19 protein-coding genes and 1 riboswitch are annotated in these 21,132 nt (G+C 35.6%); of the genes, 14 read left to right on the plus strand and 5 right to left on the minus strand.

Annotated elements, in window-relative coordinates:
• Positions 1 to 30: 30 nt before the first annotated feature.
• Together KO493_RS04935 and KO493_RS04940 are read right to left on the minus strand one after the other, a co-directional pair.
• On the minus strand, positions 31 to 513 hold the full coding sequence (locus tag KO493_RS04935; protein WP_216066838.1) for a hypothetical protein: 483 nt from the start codon (positions 511 to 513) through the stop codon (positions 31 to 33).
• Entirely contained in the window at positions 500 to 1,009 is a 510-nt protein-coding gene (locus KO493_RS04940) for an RNA polymerase sigma factor (protein ID WP_216066839.1), read from the minus strand. Before KO493_RS04940 ends, KO493_RS04935 begins: the two co-directional genes overlap by 14 nt.
• Positions 1,010 to 1,188: 179 nt before the next feature.
• On the opposite strand from KO493_RS04940, the gene KO493_RS04945 reads away from it, so the two are divergent.
• From KO493_RS04945 to KO493_RS04955, 3 genes are read left to right on the plus strand one after another with little or no spacing between them, the layout of a single operon-like run.
• Positions 1,189 to 2,724, plus strand: a complete 1,536-nt coding sequence (locus KO493_RS04945) for a S41 family peptidase (protein ID WP_216066840.1) — start codon at positions 1,189 to 1,191, stop codon at positions 2,722 to 2,724.
• Positions 2,725 to 2,743: 19 nt separating this feature from the next.
• Complete coding sequence (locus KO493_RS04950; protein WP_216066841.1) at positions 2,744 to 4,216, plus strand: S41 family peptidase; 1,473 nt, start codon at positions 2,744 to 2,746, stop codon at positions 4,214 to 4,216.
• 1 nt (position 4,217) lies between these two features.
• Positions 4,218 to 4,943 carry an adenine nucleotide alpha hydrolase gene (locus tag KO493_RS04955; RefSeq protein WP_216066842.1) on the plus strand — a complete coding sequence of 242 codons (726 nt, stop codon included), beginning with the start codon at positions 4,218 to 4,220 and terminating at the stop codon, positions 4,941 to 4,943.
• A 74-nt stretch (positions 4,944 to 5,017) separates the two neighbouring features.
• Here the strand turns inward: KO493_RS04955 and KO493_RS04960 are convergent, their stop codons facing one another.
• Positions 5,018 to 6,880 (minus strand): TonB-dependent receptor plug domain-containing protein, encoded by a 1,863-nt coding sequence (locus KO493_RS04960; RefSeq protein WP_216066843.1) that lies wholly within the window; start codon positions 6,878 to 6,880, stop codon positions 5,018 to 5,020.
• Between the two features lie 65 nt (positions 6,881 to 6,945).
• A riboswitch (cobalamin riboswitch) is annotated at positions 6,946 to 7,190 on the minus strand.
• A 90-nt stretch (positions 7,191 to 7,280) separates the two neighbouring features.
• Here KO493_RS04960 and KO493_RS04965 point away from each other — a divergent pair.
• From KO493_RS04965 to cobC, 4 genes are read left to right on the plus strand one after another with little or no spacing between them, the layout of a single operon-like run.
• Positions 7,281 to 7,784 carry a bifunctional adenosylcobinamide kinase/adenosylcobinamide-phosphate guanylyltransferase gene (locus KO493_RS04965; protein WP_216066844.1) on the plus strand — a complete coding sequence of 168 codons (504 nt, stop codon included), beginning with the start codon at positions 7,281 to 7,283 and terminating at the stop codon, positions 7,782 to 7,784.
• Between the two features lie 6 nt (positions 7,785 to 7,790).
• Positions 7,791 to 8,807: a nicotinate-nucleotide--dimethylbenzimidazole phosphoribosyltransferase gene (cobT, locus tag KO493_RS04970; RefSeq protein WP_216066845.1), complete on the plus strand. Its 1,017-nt coding sequence runs from the start codon at positions 7,791 to 7,793 to the stop codon at positions 8,805 to 8,807.
• A gap of 10 nt (positions 8,808 to 8,817) precedes the next feature.
• Entirely contained in the window at positions 8,818 to 9,579 is a 762-nt protein-coding gene (locus KO493_RS04975) for an adenosylcobinamide-GDP ribazoletransferase (protein ID WP_216066846.1), read from the plus strand.
• Complete coding sequence (gene cobC / locus KO493_RS04980; RefSeq protein ID WP_216066847.1) at positions 9,564 to 10,130, plus strand: alpha-ribazole phosphatase; 567 nt, start codon at positions 9,564 to 9,566, stop codon at positions 10,128 to 10,130. Before KO493_RS04975 ends, cobC begins: the two co-directional genes overlap by 16 nt.
• 4 nt (positions 10,131 to 10,134) lie before the next feature.
• Here cobC and KO493_RS04985 read toward each other — a convergent pair whose 3' ends face one another.
• Positions 10,135 to 10,800 carry a diphthine--ammonia ligase gene (locus tag KO493_RS04985; RefSeq protein WP_216066848.1) on the minus strand — a complete coding sequence of 222 codons (666 nt, stop codon included), beginning with the start codon at positions 10,798 to 10,800 and terminating at the stop codon, positions 10,135 to 10,137.
• Between the two features lie 125 nt (positions 10,801 to 10,925).
• Between KO493_RS04985 and KO493_RS04990 the strand changes: the two genes are divergently transcribed.
• From KO493_RS04990 to KO493_RS05020, 7 genes are all read left to right on the plus strand, one after another.
• A complete protein-coding gene (locus tag KO493_RS04990; protein WP_216066849.1) occupies positions 10,926 to 12,026 on the plus strand; it encodes an ABC transporter substrate-binding protein in 1,101 nt (366 codons plus the stop codon).
• Positions 12,027 to 13,055 carry a FecCD family ABC transporter permease gene (locus KO493_RS04995; RefSeq protein WP_216066850.1) on the plus strand — a complete coding sequence of 343 codons (1,029 nt, stop codon included), beginning with the start codon at positions 12,027 to 12,029 and terminating at the stop codon, positions 13,053 to 13,055. It begins immediately after the preceding gene.
• The gene (locus tag KO493_RS05000; protein WP_216066851.1) at positions 13,055 to 13,849 is read left to right on the plus strand and encodes an ABC transporter ATP-binding protein; all 795 of its coding nucleotides are present in this window, start codon (positions 13,055 to 13,057) and stop codon (positions 13,847 to 13,849) included. The genes KO493_RS04995 and KO493_RS05000 overlap by 1 nt, the downstream gene beginning before the upstream one ends.
• A 104-nt stretch (positions 13,850 to 13,953) precedes the next feature.
• Entirely contained in the window at positions 13,954 to 15,678 is a 1,725-nt protein-coding gene (locus tag KO493_RS05005) for a tetratricopeptide repeat protein (protein WP_216066852.1), read from the plus strand.
• Positions 15,679 to 15,867: 189 nt separating this feature from the next.
• On the plus strand, positions 15,868 to 17,256 hold the full coding sequence (rmuC, locus tag KO493_RS05010) for a DNA recombination protein RmuC (protein ID WP_216066853.1): 1,389 nt from the start codon (positions 15,868 to 15,870) through the stop codon (positions 17,254 to 17,256).
• A 14-nt stretch (positions 17,257 to 17,270) separates the two neighbouring features.
• The gene (locus KO493_RS05015) at positions 17,271 to 17,645 is read left to right on the plus strand and encodes a 6-phosphogluconate dehydrogenase (RefSeq protein WP_216066854.1); all 375 of its coding nucleotides are present in this window, start codon (positions 17,271 to 17,273) and stop codon (positions 17,643 to 17,645) included.
• An 11-nt stretch (positions 17,646 to 17,656) separates the two neighbouring features.
• Entirely contained in the window at positions 17,657 to 18,193 is a 537-nt protein-coding gene (locus KO493_RS05020; protein ID WP_216066855.1) for an acyl-CoA thioesterase, read from the plus strand.
• 63 nt (positions 18,194 to 18,256) lie between these two features.
• Here KO493_RS05020 and carB read toward each other — a convergent pair whose 3' ends face one another.
• The gene (gene carB / locus KO493_RS05025; protein ID WP_216066856.1) at positions 18,257 to 21,109 is read right to left on the minus strand and encodes a carbamoyl-phosphate synthase large subunit; all 2,853 of its coding nucleotides are present in this window, start codon (positions 21,107 to 21,109) and stop codon (positions 18,257 to 18,259) included.
• Between the last annotated feature and the right edge of the window lie 23 nt (positions 21,110 to 21,132).

Below are 21,132 nucleotides of genomic sequence, written 5' to 3' on the forward strand. Positions count from 1 at the left end.
GTTTTTATGTGATTTGAAATTTTCATGGTTTTACTGTTTTTGTTTTTTAAATATAATTTGGGTTGCACTTTCTAATTCATTAAGATAATTTAAGGTTGCCGTGCCTTTATTTACTGCTTCAAGATAACCAACAGTTGCCGCACCTTGATTGAGTTTCTCCGAAATCATTTCCAAGGATTTCGTTACTTCTAAATAAGCCAATTCTGGATCTTCAAAAGTCCCTAAGTCTTGACTTTCATTAAAGTCACTAAAATAAAAACCTAATAATAAAACAACTGCTGCAGCTATAGAAATCCACTTTAAAACAGACTTAGGCTGCGTTTTTAAAGGAAGTTGTTTCGTAAAAACCTCCTCTTGATTTACTTTAAAATAAGCAAACAAAGGTTTGTAAACGTCTAAGTGTTCTGGTACGTTCTCTTTAGTGAAATAACGCTTTAACTCTTGCTCTTCGGCTAGGGTAGATTCTCCGTTATCGTACTTTTCTAATAAGGTTTCTATTTTATTTGATTCCATAATTATGGGTATGAGTCAATTTTTCTCTAATCGTTTTCCTTGCTCTTGATAAGGCCACGCGAACCGCTGTTTGGTTCATGTCTAACATTTTGGCAATCTCATCAAAATCATACGCTTCAATATCTCTTAATTGAATAATTAACCGTTGTTGCTCTGGCAAATTTTCAATTATTTTTTCAACCCAAGTTAGACTATCATTCAATTCAACTTGCTTTTGCAATGCCATTTGCTTGTCTTCGTAATTGCTATGCACAATTTTTAGATTCTGAGATTGCTTCGATTTCAGCTTATCATAGCAATAATTTTTTGTCATCGTCATAGAAAAAGCCTCCACATTTTTATACGCTTTAATTTTTGCCTTATTGTTCCATAGTTTAATGAGTACCTCTTGGGTAGCGTCTTCAGCTTCTTCTGTAGAAACCAATAAACGCTTTGCCAAACGAAACACTTTATCTTTAAACGGTGTTACAATATGTAAAAATTCAGTTGGAGTCATTTTTAGTTTTGGTTGATAAACAGCTTTATAGGTCTATTTGTTATTACGACGAACACCAGGCTTTTTTGTTACAATTAAATTATTAAAGGCCTTCATTATTTTTTTAGTACGCAATAATCTCTGTAAATTTAGAGTTTATTTGAGGGCTAACTTAAAAACTAATTAAATCTTAATCCTATATGAAACAAATCAAACTTATTACCTTCCTTACTTTAACAATATGTTTATTCAATTTAACACTTAGTTGTTCTAAAACTGATGATGTTATTGATGTTGTAGAAGAAGTTATACCTCCTGAGGAAAATGAAACAGAACAACCTATTGTATTAAGCAATGAAGTTAATGATTTTGTATGGTTAGGTTTAAACGAAGTTTATTTGTGGCAGAATGAAATTGCCAACCTCGCAGATGATAAATTTTCTAACACCGATGAATATTATACATTCTTAAACACGTATGATACGCCAGAAAACCTATTTGAAGATTTACTTTATAAACGTGGCGACGTTGATAAATTTAGTTTTATTGTAGATGACTATAGAGCATTAAACAATGCTTTTCAAGGCATTTCTAAAAGTAATGGTTTAGATATTGGTTTGGTGAGATTAGGCAATACAAATGATATCTTTGGCTTTGTTTCTTATGTTGCAAATAATTCTGATGCCGCTTCAAAAGACATTAAAAGAGGTGACTTTTTCCTGTCTGTGGACAACCAACAGCTCACCGTTGACAATTATGGTGATTTATTATTTGGTGACAATGCTTCCTACACCTTAGGAATGGCAACCATTACTAATAATACCATCGAACATAATGGTAAAAACATATCATTAACCAAAACAGAATTTACAGAAAGCCCAATACACATAAGTAAAGTTATAGAAACCCAAGGAATCAAGGTAGGCTATCTTATGTATAATAGTTTTATAGCTAATTTTGACAACGACCTCAATACAGCTATTACCGATTTAAAATCTCAAGGAATTACAGAACTCGTTTTAGATTTAAGGTACAACCCGGGAGGCCGAGTAACTTCGGCATTAGCATTATGCAGCATGATTACAGGTCAATTTAATGGTGATGTTCTAATTAAAGAACAATGGAACACGAAATACCAGAGTTATTTTGAGCAGGAAGATCCAGAATATTTAATAAACCGCTTCCCTAACGCCCTTTTAGATGGTACTTCAATTTCATCTTTAAACTTAAATAAAGTTTACATTCTAACTACAGACGGAACAGCATCTGCAAGTGAATTAATTATTAATGGCTTGGATCCATATATTGACGTGGTTCAAATTGGAACAAATACGACAGGAAAATACACGGCTTCGGTAACCTTATATGATTCTGAAAATTTTGGAGAAACAAATGCCAACCCTAACCACACCTATGCCTTACAACCTTTAGTATATAAATCGGCAAATGTAAATGGTGTTTCAGATTATTTTAATGGTTTAACACCAGATTACTTAATGACTTACCAAACAAGTACCGGTGCAACAGCAGAAGGTGAAAACCTATTAAACCTTGGTACACTTGGTGATATTAACGAACCTTTTTTAGCTAAAGCCTTATCTCTAATCACAGGTACAACCACAAAAGCTAGCCAAGCAAATAAAGCTTTTATAGGTTTAGATGTAAAACATATTGGAGGGTCTAAAGACTTTAATCCTTTAAGAAATGGCATGTACACAACTTTAAAAATCAACTAACGACCTACACCCCATTTTAATGAATCGAATTAAGGTTACCTTCTTATTACTGTGCAGCTGCTTAACAATTAGTTGTTTTGAAGACTTAGACGACCAGATTACTACAACTAATGAAATTAATGATTTTGTTTGGAGTGGTATGAATCATTTTTATTTGTATAAAGATAATGTACCTAATTTAGCTAACAATCGATTTTCAATTAGTACAGGAGAATACGCCAGTTATCTAGATGGTTTTTCTAACCCCGAAGATTTATTTGAAAGTTTAATTTACAACAGACAAACTGTAGACCGATTTAGCTGGATTGTAGATGATTTTATTGCTTTAGAAGAATCATTTAAAGGCGTTAGTATAACCAACGGTATGGAGTTTCAACTGTATCGATTTTCTACTACAGACTCAAGGGTTTTTGGGGTAATCACCCATGTCTTACCAAATACTACGGCTAATAATCAAGGCCTAATTCGTGGCGATTTGTTTTATGCTATTGATGGTACTTTACTTGATACGAGCAACTACTCACAACTTTTAGGTCGAAGTAATTATAGTATTGACCTTGGTTTTTATGATGATAATGGTACCGATGAAAGGGACGATGATGTCATTACGCCTCTTGATAAAAATATCGCGCTAACAAAGGCTCAATATTCTGAAAACCCTATTTATATTGACCAAGTGCTAACCGTTAATAATAGAAAAATTGGATACTTGATGTACAATGGTTTCACCGGAACGGAAACCTATAACAACGAATTAAACAATGTTTTTGCAAATTTTAAAACTGAAACCGTAAATGAACTAGTTTTAGACTTACGATACAACTCTGGTGGTTCGGTAAACACTGCAATTTTATTATCTAGTATGATTACGGGGCAGTATACAGGTGAAATATTCTCCACAGAACAATGGAATGCAGAATTCCAAGCTGCTTTTGAAAAAAACGAGCCTGAGCAACTTATCAACCGTTTTGTAGACAACTACAATGGTACTTCGCTACAAAGTCTAAACCTGTCAAAAGTATACATTCTAACAACAAGTAGAAGCGCCTCTGCGAGCGAACTGGTTATAAACGCCTTAAGTCCTTATATTCAAGTGGTACAAATTGGTACGACAACAGCTGGGAAATACCAGGCTTCAACAACAATATATGATTCACCTGATTTTAGACGTCAGGGAGCCAACCCAGGACACACCTACGCCATGCAACCATTAATTTACAAATCTTTAAACGTAGATGGTGTGACCGATTACTTTGAAGGACTTGATCCAACGATAGAAATAGCCGAAAACATTCTCAACCTGGGCGTTTTAGGAGATGTGAACGAACCGCTACTTTCTGCGGCCATATCAGATATTTCTGGCACAGCAAAAAAGACTAATCATAAAAGTTACCCAATTGATATTTTAGAGAATAGTAACGATTTTAAAATGGTGCAACCTGGTATGTACGTCGATAAAGAATTACCTTTACATCTAACAAATCTATATTAAATTGAACAAAAATAAAACCTACTTCAACTGGAGTTCTGGTAAAGATTCTGCTTTAGCTTTATACCATTTATTGCAAGATGAAAATTACAAGGTGGATGAATTAATTACCACTGTAAATAGTCATTATAATCGCGTATCAATGCATGGCCTTAGAAAAGAACTTCTAACCGCGCAAACCGATGCCATTAACATTCCAGCACGACTTATTGAACTTCCTGAAATGCCAAGTATGGAAGTTTATGAGCAAAAAATGCTAGAGATGGTAACCCGCCTAAAAGACGAAGGTTTTACACATAGTGCCTTTGGTGATATTTTTCTTGAAGATTTGCGTGTTTACAGAGAAAAACAATTAGCCAAACAAGGTTTTACAGCGGTTTTCCCGATTTGGAAACGCGACACCAAAGCGCTTTTAAATGAATTTTTAGACTTAGGCTTTAAAACTATTATCGTTTGTGCCAATTCTAAATATTTTGGCGAAGATTTTGTTGGTACAATCATTGACAAAAACTTCATTGAAAACCTACCAGAAGGCGTAGATCCTTGTGGTGAAAATGGTGAATTCCATACCTTTTGTTTTGACGGCCCTATTTTTAAAAACCCTGTAGAATTTACGATTGGCGAAAAAGTATTACGCGAATACAATGCTCCTAAGAAGGAAGATAATGATTCGATATGCAAAAGTGATTCTGAAAAATATGGGGTTTGGTATTGTGATTTGATTCCTTAAAAAAAGCGATTTAAAGTGTTGAATTTAGATTCAGCACTTTAAATCGCTCCTAAAAAACTAGATTATAGTAACGCTTACAGGGTTAATTGCAGCCCTACTCTAACATTTCTCCCTTTTGTCGTGTATTGAGAGATTTCTAAATAATCTTCATTTAAAATATTATCAATACCTGCGAAAAATTTAATTTTATTTTCAAGCACAGTGTGACTGATATAAAAATTAACCAAACTAAAACTATCTAAAGTAACATCTCCATTGTCTAACCTGTCACCCGTATATTGGTAAGACAATGATGCAAATGTCTTAGTACAAAAGTCGTAACCTACAAGTAAGTTTCCTTTATGTTCTGGAATTCTTACAGGCTGTCCTTCTTTATTTTCAGCAAACATATAATTCGCCGTAACACTAAGGTTTTTAATAGGTTTGGCATTCACTTCAAATTCTACACCATGAAAACGAACTAAATCGGCAGAATTTAAGTACCCTAGAGTATAATCGTAGATAAAAAAGTTCTCTTCTTCCCTGTTAAAATAAAGTCCGCTAACTCTAAAATTGTTAGAAAATTTAAACTCCAAACCACCTTCAATCGTTTTGTTTTCCTCAGGTTTTAAATCAGGGTTTGCACCAAAATAACCATGTAGTTGAGATAATGACGGTGCTATAAATGAGGTGCTATAAGAAGCAAAAACCTTACTATAAGCATCGTTATCCTTTTTGAAAACAAAAGAAGGATTTACATTATAAGTAAAATGCGTTCCATATTCACTGTGATTATTTAATCGCCCACCCATGTTCACATTCAATCCAAACTTAGAAACATAAACAACATTAGCATAAGGGTCTACTATAGTAAACTTTTTTTCCTCATCAAATAAAGCTTCATTTTCAAGAACATTTACACCTACAATAGTATAAAATGTTTCGTCGAAAACATACTTATTGTAAAGGTCGAATATGTAATTCTTAGATTCGAAAACTGAAGGATAATCGGAAATAAATTCACGATTATATTCTGAATATGCGCCATTAAAATTCACACTTCCGTTTTCATACCTATATTTAGCGGTCATACCTACACGCGATTGATCACTGTTAAACTGATCATCGGTATCGGCTAAACTAAAACTAGCATCGTAACCATCGATACCTGATTCAATATCTGTAAAATTCCCAAACACGCCAATTGAAAAGGCATCACTAAAATTGTAACCCAAATTAACATCTACACCCAATTTTGAAAACGGATCTTTTTCATTAGCATCAGTAATAACTGCAGACATACCGTCTGTGTATTGCTGACTAAAAGCTGCGCGGTAAGTAAACTTATCTAAGGTTCCGCCCAGAGTGACACTGTTATTGAAATCACTTAAATCGTAGTCCTGATCGTCTTGTGATTGATTTGTTCCAATACTAGAGCCAACAACGGCACTTATCTTTTTAGAGCTTGCTTTTTTTGTTGTAATATTTATAACAGCCGTAGCTGCACCACTTCCGTACAAAGTACTGGCTGCACCTTTTATAATTTCAATGGATTCTATCTGACTTAAGTTTAACAACCTAAAATCGTACTCACCATTAATTTGCGAGGGGTCACCTATTTGTACACCATCAACAATAACTAAAACTTGACGGTTACGACCTCCACGAACATAAACGCCTAAATTTTGTCCGGCATTACTTCTACTTCCGTTAATTTCAATGCCAGATTGGGCGTTAATCAGTTCAGCGACTGTCCTTCCCTGATTTTTATCTATCTCTTCTTGAGAAATTTTAATAACTGTTTTTCCTGAATTTTCACGCTTTAATTCAAATCGTGAATCTGAAATTACAACTTCATCGAGTTGTTCCAATTTAGTGGAATCTTCTTGCTCTTGAGCAATACCAACTAGTGACATCCCTAAACATAGGATACCAAAAACATGTGTTTTTTTGTGCATTTTAATACTATTAATCGAGAATCGCATGGAAATACATACGCAAACTTTTATCCCGAAAGTTTAACTTATTTTGTTTGAATGTGGCAGGTCTCCTGACTTGTTTTATGTTATTTCACCTTCCCAGCTAAAAGCCAGTGGTATTGAAGTTAATAACATCCTTTTAAAAGGTGCTGAACATCCCGATAGCAATCGGAACAGCATAAACTTACAGTTGCGGGAACAGTTCTGGAATTAATTAAAAATTGCACCAGATTCCCTTTTAATCCGTTTAACTTAATATTAAAACAGAACCAAAATTCGCTGCAAATGTACTATCTATTTTTAGAATCAAAATCTTTTTTGGAGGTTATTTCTTAAAAAAAGATTAATCTTTGTAATTCTATTTAACAGTTGAAATTTCATGATTTATTACATCACAGGAGGAGAACGCTCAGGGAAAAGCAGTTACGCTCAAAACTTAGCATTGTCCTTTTCTAACAGTCCGAAATACATTGCCACCTCAAGAATTTGGGACGATAACCACAGAGCACGTATTGAACGCCATATTGCCGATCGCGACGAACGTTGGACTTCTGTAGAAGAAGAAAAAGAGCTCGCTAAATTTATAAACCCCAATGAAGTTGTGGTGATTGATTGTGTAACCTTATGGCTAACCAATTTTTTCATCGATACCAAAAATGATATCGAAGAAGCATTAAAATTAGCAAAGATAGAGTTCAACAAACTCCTCAATCTTGACGCCACGATTATTATCATTTCCAATGAAATTGGTATGGGGGTACACGCCCAAACTGAAGTGGGTAGAAAATTCACAGAGCTTCAAGGTTGGATGAATCAACACATTGCCAAAAATGCCAATAAAGCCACGATGATGGTATCAGGAATTCCCTTAACTTTAAAATAACCCCTCATGATTAAAACCGACTTAAAACAAACGCTTCAACACAAAATTGACACAAAAACGAAACCTCTAGGTGCCCTTGGTAAACTAGAAGATTTGGCTTTTAAAATAGGTTGTATTCAAAATACTGAAACCCCTAAAATTTCAAAACCAGTGATTGTTGTTTTTGCTGCCGATCATGGTATTGCAGCTAAAGGTGAAGTAAATCCGTTTCCTCAGGAAGTTACCGCTCAAATGGTTTACAACTTCGTGAATGGGGGGGCTGCGATAAACGTATTCAGCAAAACCAACGACATCGAATTAAAAGTCGTTGATGCTGGCGTGAACCATACTTTTGATGCTGAATTAAATATTATTGATGCTAAAATTGATTTTGGTACAAAAAACTACCAATTAGAGCCTGCTATGACCCAAGCACAATGTGCTGATGCTTTTACTAAAGCAGGAGCTATTGTTGAAGAGCTTCAAAAAGAAGGTTGTAACACCATTGGTTTTGGTGAAATGGGGATTAGCAATACCTCTTCAGCAGCTTTATTAATGAGCTATTTCACGAAAACGCCTATTGAAGACTGCGTGGGTTCTGGCACGGGATTAGATCCTGAAGGCATTTCTAAAAAAGCAAAAATCCTAACAGAAGTTTATAATAAATATACTCCTAAAACAGCACAAGAGGCCTTAGCTACTTTTGGCGGATTTGAAGTTGCCATGCTATGTGGAGCAATTCTTAAAGCAGCCGAATTAAATATGGTGATTGTTATTGATGGTTTCATTGTCACTGCAGCACTTTTAGCCGCCACGGCGATTAAACCTGAGGTTATTGAAAACTGTGTTTTTGCACACAGCTCAAACGAGCAAGGACACCAAAGAATGTTAGCATTTTTAGAAGCTGAACCACTTTTATCTCTAGGCTTACGTCTTGGTGAAGGTACAGGTGCTGCTTTAGCGATTCCGCTTTTAAGAGCTTCTGTAGATTTTTTAAGTGATATGGCCAGTTTTGAAAGTGCTGGTGTAAGTAACGAATCTTAATACAAAATTGATGAAACGAGAGCTCCAAATTTTCCTTACTGCCATGATGTTTTTTACCCGTATTCCTTGTCCGAAATGGGTCAATCACGAACCTGAGTTTTTAACAAAAAGTTCTAAATATTTCTCCTTAATAGGTATTATCGTTGGAAGCATTGGAGCCCTGGTTTATTATGGCGCTTCATTTATTTTTTCTACAGAAATTTCTATTGCCCTAAGCATGGTAGCCACTATTTATACGACAGGCGCTTTTCACGAAGATGGTTTTGCCGATGTTTGCGACGGCCTTGGCGGTGGATGGACCAAAGAGAAAATCCTACTCATTATGAAGGATTCTCGATTGGGCACCTATGGCGCTGCGGGGTTGGGGTTAATTCTAGGTATAAAGTTTCTAGCGCTTACAGACACACCGGTGTTATTAATTCCGTTAACCATCATTTCTGGTCACAGTTTAAGCCGTTTTATTGCCACAACTTTAATTTACACCCATCCTTACGTTCGCGACACCGACGACAGTAAAGCCAAACCTGCTGCAAAAAGCATGAGTTTCTTCATGTTAGTGAGCTCGGCAGTTTTTGGAATTCTACCACTTTTCTTTTTTAAAACACCACTTATTTTTCTAACCATCATCCCCTGCTATTTGGCTAAAATGTTTTTAGCGGCGAAGTTTAAAAAATGGATTGGTGGCCAAACTGGCGACTGCGCTGGTGCTGTGCAACAATTCTCAGAAGTTATCTTTTATTTAAGTGCTCTAGCTTTATGGAAATTTATTTAATCAGGCATACCACACCTGCGGTGGAAAAAGGTATTTGTTACGGGCAAACAGATTTAGACCTCGTTGAAAATCACGAAGAAGAATTTGCAGCCATTTTATCAAAACTTCCGAAGGAAAAAGAATTTCGCGTGATTTCTAGTCCGTTAAAACGCTGTACAAGCTTAGCCGAAACATTCAGTGAAACCGCAACTTTAGAACCGCGTTTGAAAGAACTTAACTTTGGTGATTGGGAAATGCAAGCTTGGAACGATATCCCGGAAGAAGCGATGGCGCCTTGGATGACAGATTTTGTAAACGTGGCCGTTCCAAACGGAGAATCTTACGTGCAACTGGCTTCACGGGTGCAAGCTTATTTTGAAGATTTAGCGCATTCTAACAACCCAAAAGACCACATCATTGTTTGCCACGCTGGCCCGATGCGTGCTTTTTTGGCTCATGTTTTAGATATTCCGCTTAAAGATTCCTTCAAAATTAAAATACAATACGGTGATGTGTTTCATTTGAAATTGGAAAATGGAAAATTTCAATTGATTACGCCTGTTAAATTGTAACAAGTTATAAGCTTACCTCCTTATTTTTAAGCCTCATAACAGCAAAATTATAGTTACTAGACACCGCTTTTTCTGTAATTTCAACATCAACTTTATGCTTAAAAAAAGGTGCATTAACCACCAAGGTATGGAATTCACCATTTTCACCACAGGCATCAATCCCTTTGTTTTCAAGTTCCTCAACCAGTTCGGCTGTAATGGTTCTTCCCAAATAATCGGGACCTAATTCTTGATTACAAGACACAATAACGGCTTCGATACCTGCCTCAACCAACTCCAAAACCAATTGTTTTCTGTTGCCCTGCCATAAAGGTAAAACGGCTTCCAAATTCGCTGCGGCGGACACCTTTTCTTCCCAAGCACGATGTGATTCAATATCAATATCACCAAAAACAGCATGCGAAATCGGGTAATCTTTCACAATTCGTTGTAAATTCTCTATGTATTTGACTTCGTAATCTGTCCATGTGCTGCTAAAAAAGTGGATAGGTAATTCTAAGGCTTCAGCCTGGGCTTCTAACACAGGTTTAGGTATGCCATGTGACCGTGATCGATCTCCAAATTCGTTCATCACATTTAAAAGTACAGCTGGCTTAAACCCTAATTTTGTTGCCTTATAAAACGCATAACAACTATCTTTTCCACCACTCCAAGAACACAAAAAATTCATCTATTTTTATTTAATTTGCTCAAAAGTAACCTTAAGTCTGTCGTAATACAAAAAAATTAATGACCTTTGAACTTCAATTTTAGTCCATGCGTTTTTTAATTTTACTCTCCCTTAGCTTCCTTTTTTTGACTTCCTGTAAGGATGAAAAAAAAGAAAACCATACCATTCCTGTCACTCAAGTATCTCCTGAAAACATTAAATATGCTGAAGGTTTTTCAATTACAAATCATAAAAATTACACCGAATTAATAGTAACTTCACCATGGCCAGGAAGTCAAGATGCCTTTCGTTACATTTTAGTAAAGGATGACAAATACATTCCTGATTTTCGTGAATCTGCTGTAGTTATTAAACTACCTGTAGCCAAAGTAGTTGCTATGTCCACCACCAATATTCCCGCTTTAGAATATTTAAATGTAGAAAATCGATTGGTTGGTTTTCCGGCTACAAAATACATTTCTTCAGAAAAAACGAGAGCTCTAATTGATAACGGACAAATAAAAGATTTAAACAACGATTTAGAAATTAACATGGAATTATTTCTAGAGTTGCAGCCCGATTTAGTGATTGCTTTCACCGTAAACGGAAAAAACAAATCGCTTAAACAAATTGAAAAATTTGGTTTCCCTGTCGTTTTAGATGGTTCGTGGACAGAAGAACATCCTCTAGGCCGCGCCGAATGGATTAAATTTATGGGTGCTCTTTTTGACAAACAGGAAGAAGCCAACACCATTTTTGATAACATTGAAGCCGATTATTTAGAAGCGAAGAAACTCGCTTTGCAGGTCAATGAAAAACCAGTTACCTTTTCGGGGTCTATGTTTAATGATGTTTGGAATGTTCCTGGAGGAAAAAGTTTTATTGCCAAATACTTTGAGGATGCCAACACCAATTACTTGTGGAAAGACGATATGTCGAATGGTAGTATTCAACTTAACTTTGAAAATGTTTTAGAACGTGCCAACCAAGCCGAACTATGGATTGGAGCTGGCTCTTTTCAAACACTTGAGGCCATGAAAAACAACCATAAAGGCTACAGCTATTTTAATGCTTTCAAAAATAAAAACATATACACATATACTAAAAAAATAGGTCCGAAAGGGGGCTTACTTTTTTATGAATTAGGGCCTTTACGTCCAGATCTTATTTTAAAGGACATCATCAATATTTCACACCCTGGATTATTAGATGGTTATGAAAATTACTTTTTTAAACGTTTAGATTAGTTGCAAAATACCAAAAGATACCAGCTTATATTTTTAGCATTAATTCTGCTACTCCTCCTCTGTTTTTTTATAAACATTAGCTTGGGGTCTATTTCTATTCCTAATGTTGAAATTTTCAAAACAATATTCGGAAAATCAGCCCATATGTCTTGGCATCATATTATTATGGACTACAGGCTACCAAAAGCCTTCACCGCTATTATCGTTGGTTCTGGCTTAGGTATTTCGGGGTTGATGATGCAAACACTTTTTAGAAACCCTTTAGCAGGACCTTTTGTGCTGGGGATTACTTCTGGCGCGAGTTTAGGGGTTGCTATAGTCACAATGGGCACTTCGCTTTTCGGCGGTTTGCTTTTAGGCGTTTTAGCTTCAAAATGGACCTTAGTTATGGCAGCTACTTTAGGTAGTTTTCTAGTGCTTCTAACCGTTTTAATAGTATCTACGAAAGTTAGAGATGCTATGGCGATATTAATCATCGGGCTCATGTTTGGAAGTATTTCTGGAGCCGTGGTAAATGTCCTTTCTTATTTTAGCTCTGCGGAAGAATTACAACAATATTTCTTCTGGGGTTTTGGTAGTTTAGGAAACCTTTCATGGAACGAATTACTCATACTCTTTATACTTTATGCCGCCGGAATCCTATTAAGTTTAGCAGCGATAAAAAGTTTAAACTCCTTATTATTAGGTGAAAATTATGCAAAAAGCTTAGGTTTAGACATCAAAAAAAGCCGACTACTTATTATCACTTCAACCAGTCTATTAGCCGGGACCATTACCGCTTTTGCAGGGCCAATCGCATTTATAGGTTTAGCTATTCCTCATATAACCAGACAGGTTTTTAGCACCTCCAACCATAAAATATTACTGCCTGCAGTATTTTTATTTGGCGCCATAATCATGCTAATTTGTGACAGTATTGCACAATTACCATCAAGCGATTATACATTACCAATTAATGCGATTACCTCTTTAATTGGCGCTCCCGTAGTGATTTGGTTATTGGTAAGAAAACGTAAAATGATGTTTTAATGGAAAATCCAAACACACATAGCGTTTTAAAAACTGAGAATTTATCGATTGGTTATAGCTCGAAAAAAGAATCTACTGTTATTGCATCCCATATTAATATTGCCTTGCAAAAAGGGCAATTGGTTGGTTTAATTGGTGCGAATGGTATTGGGAAATCGACTCTTTTGCGTTCGTTAACCGGTGTGCAAGCCCAATTATCTGGTGATATATTTATAAATAACAAGCTTTTGAAAGCTCATTCAAATTTAGAATTAGCTAAAGTTTTAAGCTTAGTACTTACCGAAAAGTTAGCATCTAAAAACCTTACTGTTTTTGAACTGGTAGCCTTAGGGAGACAGCCATACACCAATTGGATTGGAAATTTTTCTGCAGAAGATATTCAAATTATAAACCGTTCCCTCTCACAAATTAAAATTGAAAACTTAAAGGACAAAAAATGTTTTGAACTGAGCGACGGCCAACTTCAAAAGGTCATGATTGCACGTGCTTTAGCTCAAGACACAGATTTGATTATTCTAGATGAACCTACCACACATTTAGACATGTATCACAAAGCATACATTTTAAAACTACTTCAAAAATTAGCTAGAGAAACCCAAAAGACGATTTTATTTTCGTCTCATGAAATTGATTTGGCCATTCAGCTTTGTGACAAACTCATTGTAATGACCGATGAAACCGTGGTTTCAGACGCCCCTTGTAACCTGATTTCAAAAGGCACATTCAACACCTTATTCCCAGAAGACTTAATAGCTTTTGATGCGAAAACAGGAACTTTTAAGGTGAAAAAGTAAAAAGGCCTAAACCTTTTTTTTCGTATCTTTAGTAAGTTCTTTATCCCCATTTAAATTCTACTAGTAGAAAAACAACTTCCTTTGTTTGGTCTAAATTCAAGATCATGAAAAGCAAACTTATACTCTTTTTAACAACCCTCATCCCAATTTCGCTACTAGTTTTTAAACTTAATAACACCGATAGTTTTGAATACCCAAGAAAAGTAGGCACTAACGCTATAAGTTGTACACCTGCAAAATTTATGCTTACAGGTGTAGATACCACCAAGCAAATTGCCCCACTATTTGAAAACTTAGGAAATCATAGTTTTAGAGTAAACACTTCAAACGAATTGGCTCAAAAATTCTTTAACCAAGGCCTCAGACTTACTTACGCATTTAATCATGCAGAAGCACACCGCTCTTTTATGGAAGCCTCTAGGTTAGACCCAGAGTGTGCTATGGCATTTTGGGGACAAGCCTATACACTGGGCCCTAACATAAACGACCCATCGCCTGATGATGAACGAAAAATCAAATATAACGAAGCTATTTCAAAAGCAAAAAAACGAATGAGAAATACCACACCTAAAGAACGTGCTTTAATTGAGGCGCTTTCAAAAAGGTACTCAGAAGATTTGACCGTGGAAATTGCTCAACTAAACATGGACTACATGAAAGCCATGGAAAAAGTGGCAAATAACTATACCGAAGACACCGATATCTTAACCTTATATGCGGCTTCAGTAATGAACACCGTTCCATGGAATTATTGGGACAAGAATGGTAGTCCATCTCCAAATATACAAGAAGCTAAAAATGCCTTAGAAAAAGCCATAGCATTAGATCCGAACAACCCAGGAGCACATCATTATTACATTCATATGGTAGAACTGCCAAAGCCAGATTTAGCAGTACCAAGCGCAGAAAAGTTAGGAAAATTAATGCCTTCCGCGGGACATATAGTGCACATGCCCTCACATATTTATATTAGAGTTGGACGCTATAAAGATGCTGTTCTTGCTAATCAAAAAGCGATTTTAGCTGATGAAGACTACATTTCTCAATGTTTTGCTCAAGGCATTTACCCTCTGGGGTATTACCCACATAATATTCACTTTTTATGGTCTGCCGCAAGCTTATTAGGAGACAGTAAAACTGCTATTGATGCTGCCAAAAAAACTGCCGAAAAGGTTCCTGTGGGCGAAATGAAAGCACTTCCTTTTTTACAAAATTTTGCGGCAACCCCTCTATTAGCTTATACAAGATTTGGAAAATGGAATGATATTTTAACCACCCCAAAGCCCAATGATGATATCAAGCATTTAAAATTAATTTGGCATTATGCCAGAGGCATTGCATTTATTAGAAAAAACAATGTAACAGAAGCGAAAGAAGAATTGGAGGCCCTTAAAACCATGACTGAAAATCCGGAATTAGAAACCATTATGGCTTCTGGATTTGACTCCAGTCAAACCATTGCGAAACTAGCCTATGAAGTTGTTGCCGGGGAACTCGCCTTCAATTCTAAAAACCCCAAATTAGCTATAATGCATTTAAAGAAGGCCGTAACTATTGAAGATGCTTTAGTTTATAACGAACCCGCCGCTTGGTATATTCCAACAAGACAAAATTTAGGTCATGTGCTTTTAAAATCAAAACACTATGTTGAAGCAGAAACTGTATATCGGGAAGATTTAGAAAAACTGCGTCAAAATGGGTGGTCTTTAATAGGCTTATATCATAGCCTAATGGCCCAAGGAAAAACGGACGAAGCAAAAGAAATTAAGCTAGAATTTGATAAGGCATGGGCCGACTCGGATATCATGATAAATTCATCAATATTATAAAGCTATTCATTTTTACAATCACCCCAATCAAACTTTGTGTAATGACCATGACATTTCATAAGAAAATAAGAAGATTAAGGTTGAAAAAATAAGAATTTAAAAAATCAAATTCTAAAGGTTAAATCTTCTCGCGACCAACTTCTAACTTCAAGCTAAAAAATTTATCTTTGATAATATTTCCTTTTTTAAATGAACGACAACATCATTCTCTTTATCGCCATCCTAATTGCTGCTGCTATTGGCGTATACATAGGCAGACTTATCACACAACTAAAAAGCAAGAGTGAAAAGAGTACTCTGGAAGAACGCAACACCAATTTGTTGCAACAGCTTTCTGAAATCAAGTTGCAAACCGAAAATGAAAAACAAAAAGAAAAGGAATACTTCAGCAATCAGTTAGAAGATTTAAAAGAATCCATAGCTAAGGTTGAAATCGAACGCGAAGCTATTCGTCGAGAAAAAGATTTTTTAAATACGGAATTAACCCGAAAAAACGCTGAATTTGAAAGTCTGCAACTTAAAAATGATGAACAAAAAGCTGAAGTAGAACAACTGCAAGAAAAATTCACAAAAGAATTTGAAAATCTGGCTAATAAAATTCTAGATGAAAAATCTGAGAAATTCACCCTTCAGAATAAAGAAAACATCAAGAATATATTAAGTCCGCTACAAGATAAAATTAAAACGTTTGAAGAAAAAGTAGACACCTCTCAAAAGGAAAGTATCATGATGCATTCCGCTTTAAAAGAGCAATTATTAGGCTTGAAAGACTTAAACCTACAAATGACCAAAGAAACCACCAACCTCACGCGTGCCTTAAAGGGCGATAGTAAAATGCAAGGAAACTGGGGTGAATTGGTTTTAGAACGCGTTTTAGAAAAATCTGGATTAGAAAAAGACAGAGAGTATTTTGTACAACAAAGTTTTACCAGAGCCGATGGTTCCAGGGTTTTACCCGATGTTGTTTTGAGCTTACCTGACGGTAAAAAAATGATTATTGACAGTAAGGTCTCTCTAACCGATTATGAGCGTTTGGTAAATGCTGAAGATGAGGCAAAGTCTTTACATTTAAAAGCCCATGTGAATTCCATAAAACGCCATGTAGACCAGCTTTCAGAGAAAAACTATCAAGATTTATATGATATGGAATCGCCAGATTTCGTACTTATGTTTATACCTATAGAACCTGCTTTTGCGGTAGTTGTACATGAAGACAATTCGATTTACAACAAGGCTTTTGAAAAGAATATTGTTATTGTAACCCCTTCTACACTATTGGCTACTTTACGTACCATTGATACGATGTGGAACAATGAAAAACAACAACGTAATGCTCTTGAAATTGCAAGGCAAGCAGGCGCCCTTTACGATAAGTTTGAAGGTTTAGTAACCGATTTAACAGGCGTTGGTAAAAAAATTGACGCTGCAAAAAGTGATTATTCATCTGCAATGAATAAATTAGTAGACGGAAGAGGAAATATTATTACCAGCATTGAAAAGCTTAAAAAAATGGGAGCTAAGGCTAAAAAAGCCCTTCCGGAAGCTATTATTAAACGTGCTCAAGAAGACAACTTTTAATACATGATATCAAAATGAAAATTCTTTTTAAAATTATTATCGTCCTTATTATCATCGCTACAGGTTTTTTCTGTTTTGTGTTTTTTGCCAAGTATAGTGAAGGTGTTCGCGCCGGAGAATTGGTAAAATTCACAAAAAAAGGGTTGATTATTAAAACCTGGGAAGGTCAAATAAGTCAAGGGGTTTCAGAATCTCAGTTTTTTGAATTCTCGGTTGAAAAAAGCAATCAAGCCGTAATAGACGACCTTAATAGTTATCAAGGTGAATATGTAAAACTTCATTATTTCGAACGTTACAGAGACCTATTTTGGCTAGGGCACACCAAATACTTTGTAACCAAAGTTGAAAAAATAAAAAGGAATGAAAAGATTAACCAAACCAACGAATAAATAGTAATTATATGTTTAAACACGCAACAGAATCTCAGGTTTCAATAACACAGCTCATGTTACCTTCCCACTCCAACTTTAGTGGTAAAATTCATGGTGGCCATATTTTAGGTTTAATGGATCAAATTGCTTTTGCTTGCGCTTCTAAGCATTCAAGGCATTATTGTGTCACAGCATCGGTAAACCGTGTAGATTTTCTAAACCCTATTGAAGTAGGAGAGTTAGTAACACTAAAGGCTTCGGTTAATTATACTGGTAAAACATCAATGGTTGTGGGGTTACGAGTAGAGTCTCAAAACATTCAATCGGGAGAAATTAAACACTGTAACTCCTCATATTTTACCATGGTTGCAAAAGATGAAAATGGCAAAAATGTTAAGGTTCCAGGTTTAATTTTAAATGATATACAAAGCGTAAGGCGCTTCTCTAGGAGTATTGCCAGGCAAGAGCAAGCAAAAACTAGAACAACACAATTCAAATCTTCAGAATTTAAAGTTGAGGATCATTTGGAGTTTTTAGAATCACAAAATGCTCAAGTAGAGTTATAAAAAAAGCCGCTAAAAGCGGCTTTTTTTTTTGTATTACACTATACTATTAATTCGTATACTTTATTATTTACTTAAGTACATTTTACGTCTTGCATACAATTCGTAAAAGGCATCATCTTTCAAACTATCAATAAATAAAATACTTTCTCCAGTACTCTTCATTTCTGGACCTAATCTCTTATTTACGTTATGGAATTTATCGAAAGAGAACACAGGTTGCTTGATTGCAAAACCATCTAATTTAGGTTGGAAATCAAAATCCTTAACTTTCTTATCACCTAACATGATTTTAGTCGCATAATTAACATAAGGTTCTCCGTAAGCTTTTGCGATAAATGGTACCGTTCTAGAAGCTCTAGGGTTCGCTTCAATGATATAAACGACGTCATCTTTAATAGCGAACTGAATATTTATTAAACCAACTGTATTTAAGGCCAAAGCAATTTTCTTAGTATGGTCTTTAATTTGTTGCATTACTAACTCACCAAGATTAAACGGTGGTAATAAAGAGTTACTATCTCCAGAGTGTACACCACAAGGTTCGATATGCTCCATAATACCAATGATATACACATCTTCACCATCACAAATCGCATCAGCTTCAGCTTCAATAGCACCATCTAAATAATGGTCTAATAACAATTGGTTACCAGGCATTCTTCCTAATAAATCAACAACGTGTTTTTCTAATTCTTCTTTGTTGATTACAATTTTCATACCCTGACCACCTAATACATACGAAGGACGTACTAATATCGGGAAATCTAATACATCTGCGATCGCAGCTGCTTCATCGGCTGTTGTAGCGATATCAAATTTAGGGTAAGGAATATCATTTTCCTTTAATAAGTTAGAGAACAATCCGCGATCTTCAGCTAAATCAAGTGCTTCAAAGCTTGTTCCTAAAATTTTAATACCATATTTAGTTAATTTTTCAGCAAGTTTTAAAGCTGTTTGCCCACCAAGTTGCACGATAACACCTTCTGGTTTTTCATGCTTAATGATGTCGTAAATATGTTCCCAGAATACAGGCTCGAAGTATAATTTATCGGCCGTATCAAAGTCGGTAGAAACCGTTTCAGGGTTACAATTAATCATGATGGTTTCGTAACCAGCTTCTGCGGCAGCTAAAACACCATGAACACAACAGTAATCAAACTCGATACCTTGTCCGATTCTATTTGGTCCAGAACCTAAAACAATCACTTTTTTCTTATCTGAAACGACACTATCATTATGAGAGAATGGCGTACCACCTGCTGTTTCCATCTCACCTTCAAAAGTTGAGTAGTAATAAGGTGTTTTTGCTTCAAACTCTGCAGCACAGGTATCTACTAATTTGTAAACACGGTTTATGCCTAATTCTTCACGTTTATTATAAACTTGACTCTCTAAACATTTCAGCATATGAGCGATTTGACGGTCACCATATCCTTTTTGTTTCGCTTCTAATAACAATTCTCTGTTGATAGAATCGATAGTAAACGTTGAGATTTCGTTGTTTAAGAAATGTAATTCTTCGTATTGTTTAAGGAACCACATGTCGATTTTAGTAATCTCATGGATTCTACTTAATGGAATACCCATACGAATCGCATCATAAATAATGAATACACGATCCCAAGATGCGTAAGTTAACTTCTCAATAACTTGCTCGTAGTTGGTATTTTCTTTACCATCTGCGCCTAAACCATTACGTTTAATTTCAAGAGATTGGGTGGCTTTGTGTAAAGCTTCTTGGAACGAACGTCCAATTCCCATAACCTCTCCAACAGATTTCATTTGAAGCCCTAGAGTTCTATCAGACCCTTCAAATTTATCAAAATTCCAACGTGGTATTTTTACAATTACATAATCTAAAGTAGGCTCAAATAAAGCTGAAGTAGATTTTGTAATTTGATTATTTAATTCATCTAAATGGTAGCCTAAGGCTAATTTAGCTGCAATTTTTGCAATAGGATATCCTGTTGCTTTACTCGCCAATGCAGAAGAACGTGATACACGAGGGTTAATTTCAATGGCGATGATATCTTCTTTTTCATCTGGAGAAACTGCGAACTGCACGTTACACCCTCCGGCGAAATCACCAATACTACGCATCATATGGATAGCCATATCACGCATTTTTTGGTAAGTTCGATCACTTAAAGTCATCGCTGGAGCTACGGTAATAGAATCACCCGTATGAATACCAATAGGGTCCATATTTTCAATAGAACAAATGATAACAACATTATCATTTGAATCTCTAAGCAACTCTAACTCATACTCTTTCCAGCCTATTAAAGCCTTATCGATCATGACTTCATGGATTGGAGAAATCTCTAAACCACGTCTTAATAACTCATCAAAATCTTCTTCTTTATATACAAAAGAGGCTCCTGCTCCACCAAGGGTAAATGAAGCTCTAATGATTAAGGGGAAACCAAATTCTTGAGCAATTTCTTTACCTTTTAAGAAAGAAGTCGCTGTTGCTTGAGGCGCCATTGGAATCCCAATTTTAAGCATTAATTCTCTAAACTTCTCACGATCTTCGGTAATATTAATCGCATCAATATCAACACCAATAATCTCTACATCAAAATCTTTCCAAATACCTTTTTCATCAGCCTCAATACATAAGTTTAATGCCGTTTGCCCACCCATAGTAGGTAAAACAGCATCAATTTGAGGGTGCTCTTTAAGGATTTGAACAATTGATTTTGTTGTTAAAGGAAGCAAATAAACATGATCGGCCATCGTAGGATCTGTCATGATAGTTGCGGGGTTAGAATTGATTAAAATCGTTTCAATCCCATCTTCTCTTAGAGAACGTAATGCTTGAGTTCCTGAATAATCAAATTCACATGCTTGCCCAATTACAATCGGACCTGACCCAATAATAAGTATTGATTTAAGTTTTGGATTTTTCGGCATTTTACTAGTTATTATGTTGTATT

The sequence above is a fragment of the Pseudotamlana agarivorans genome, from assembly GCF_018860245.1.
GTDB classification, from domain to species: domain Bacteria; phylum Bacteroidota; class Bacteroidia; order Flavobacteriales; family Flavobacteriaceae; genus Pseudotamlana; species Pseudotamlana agarivorans_A.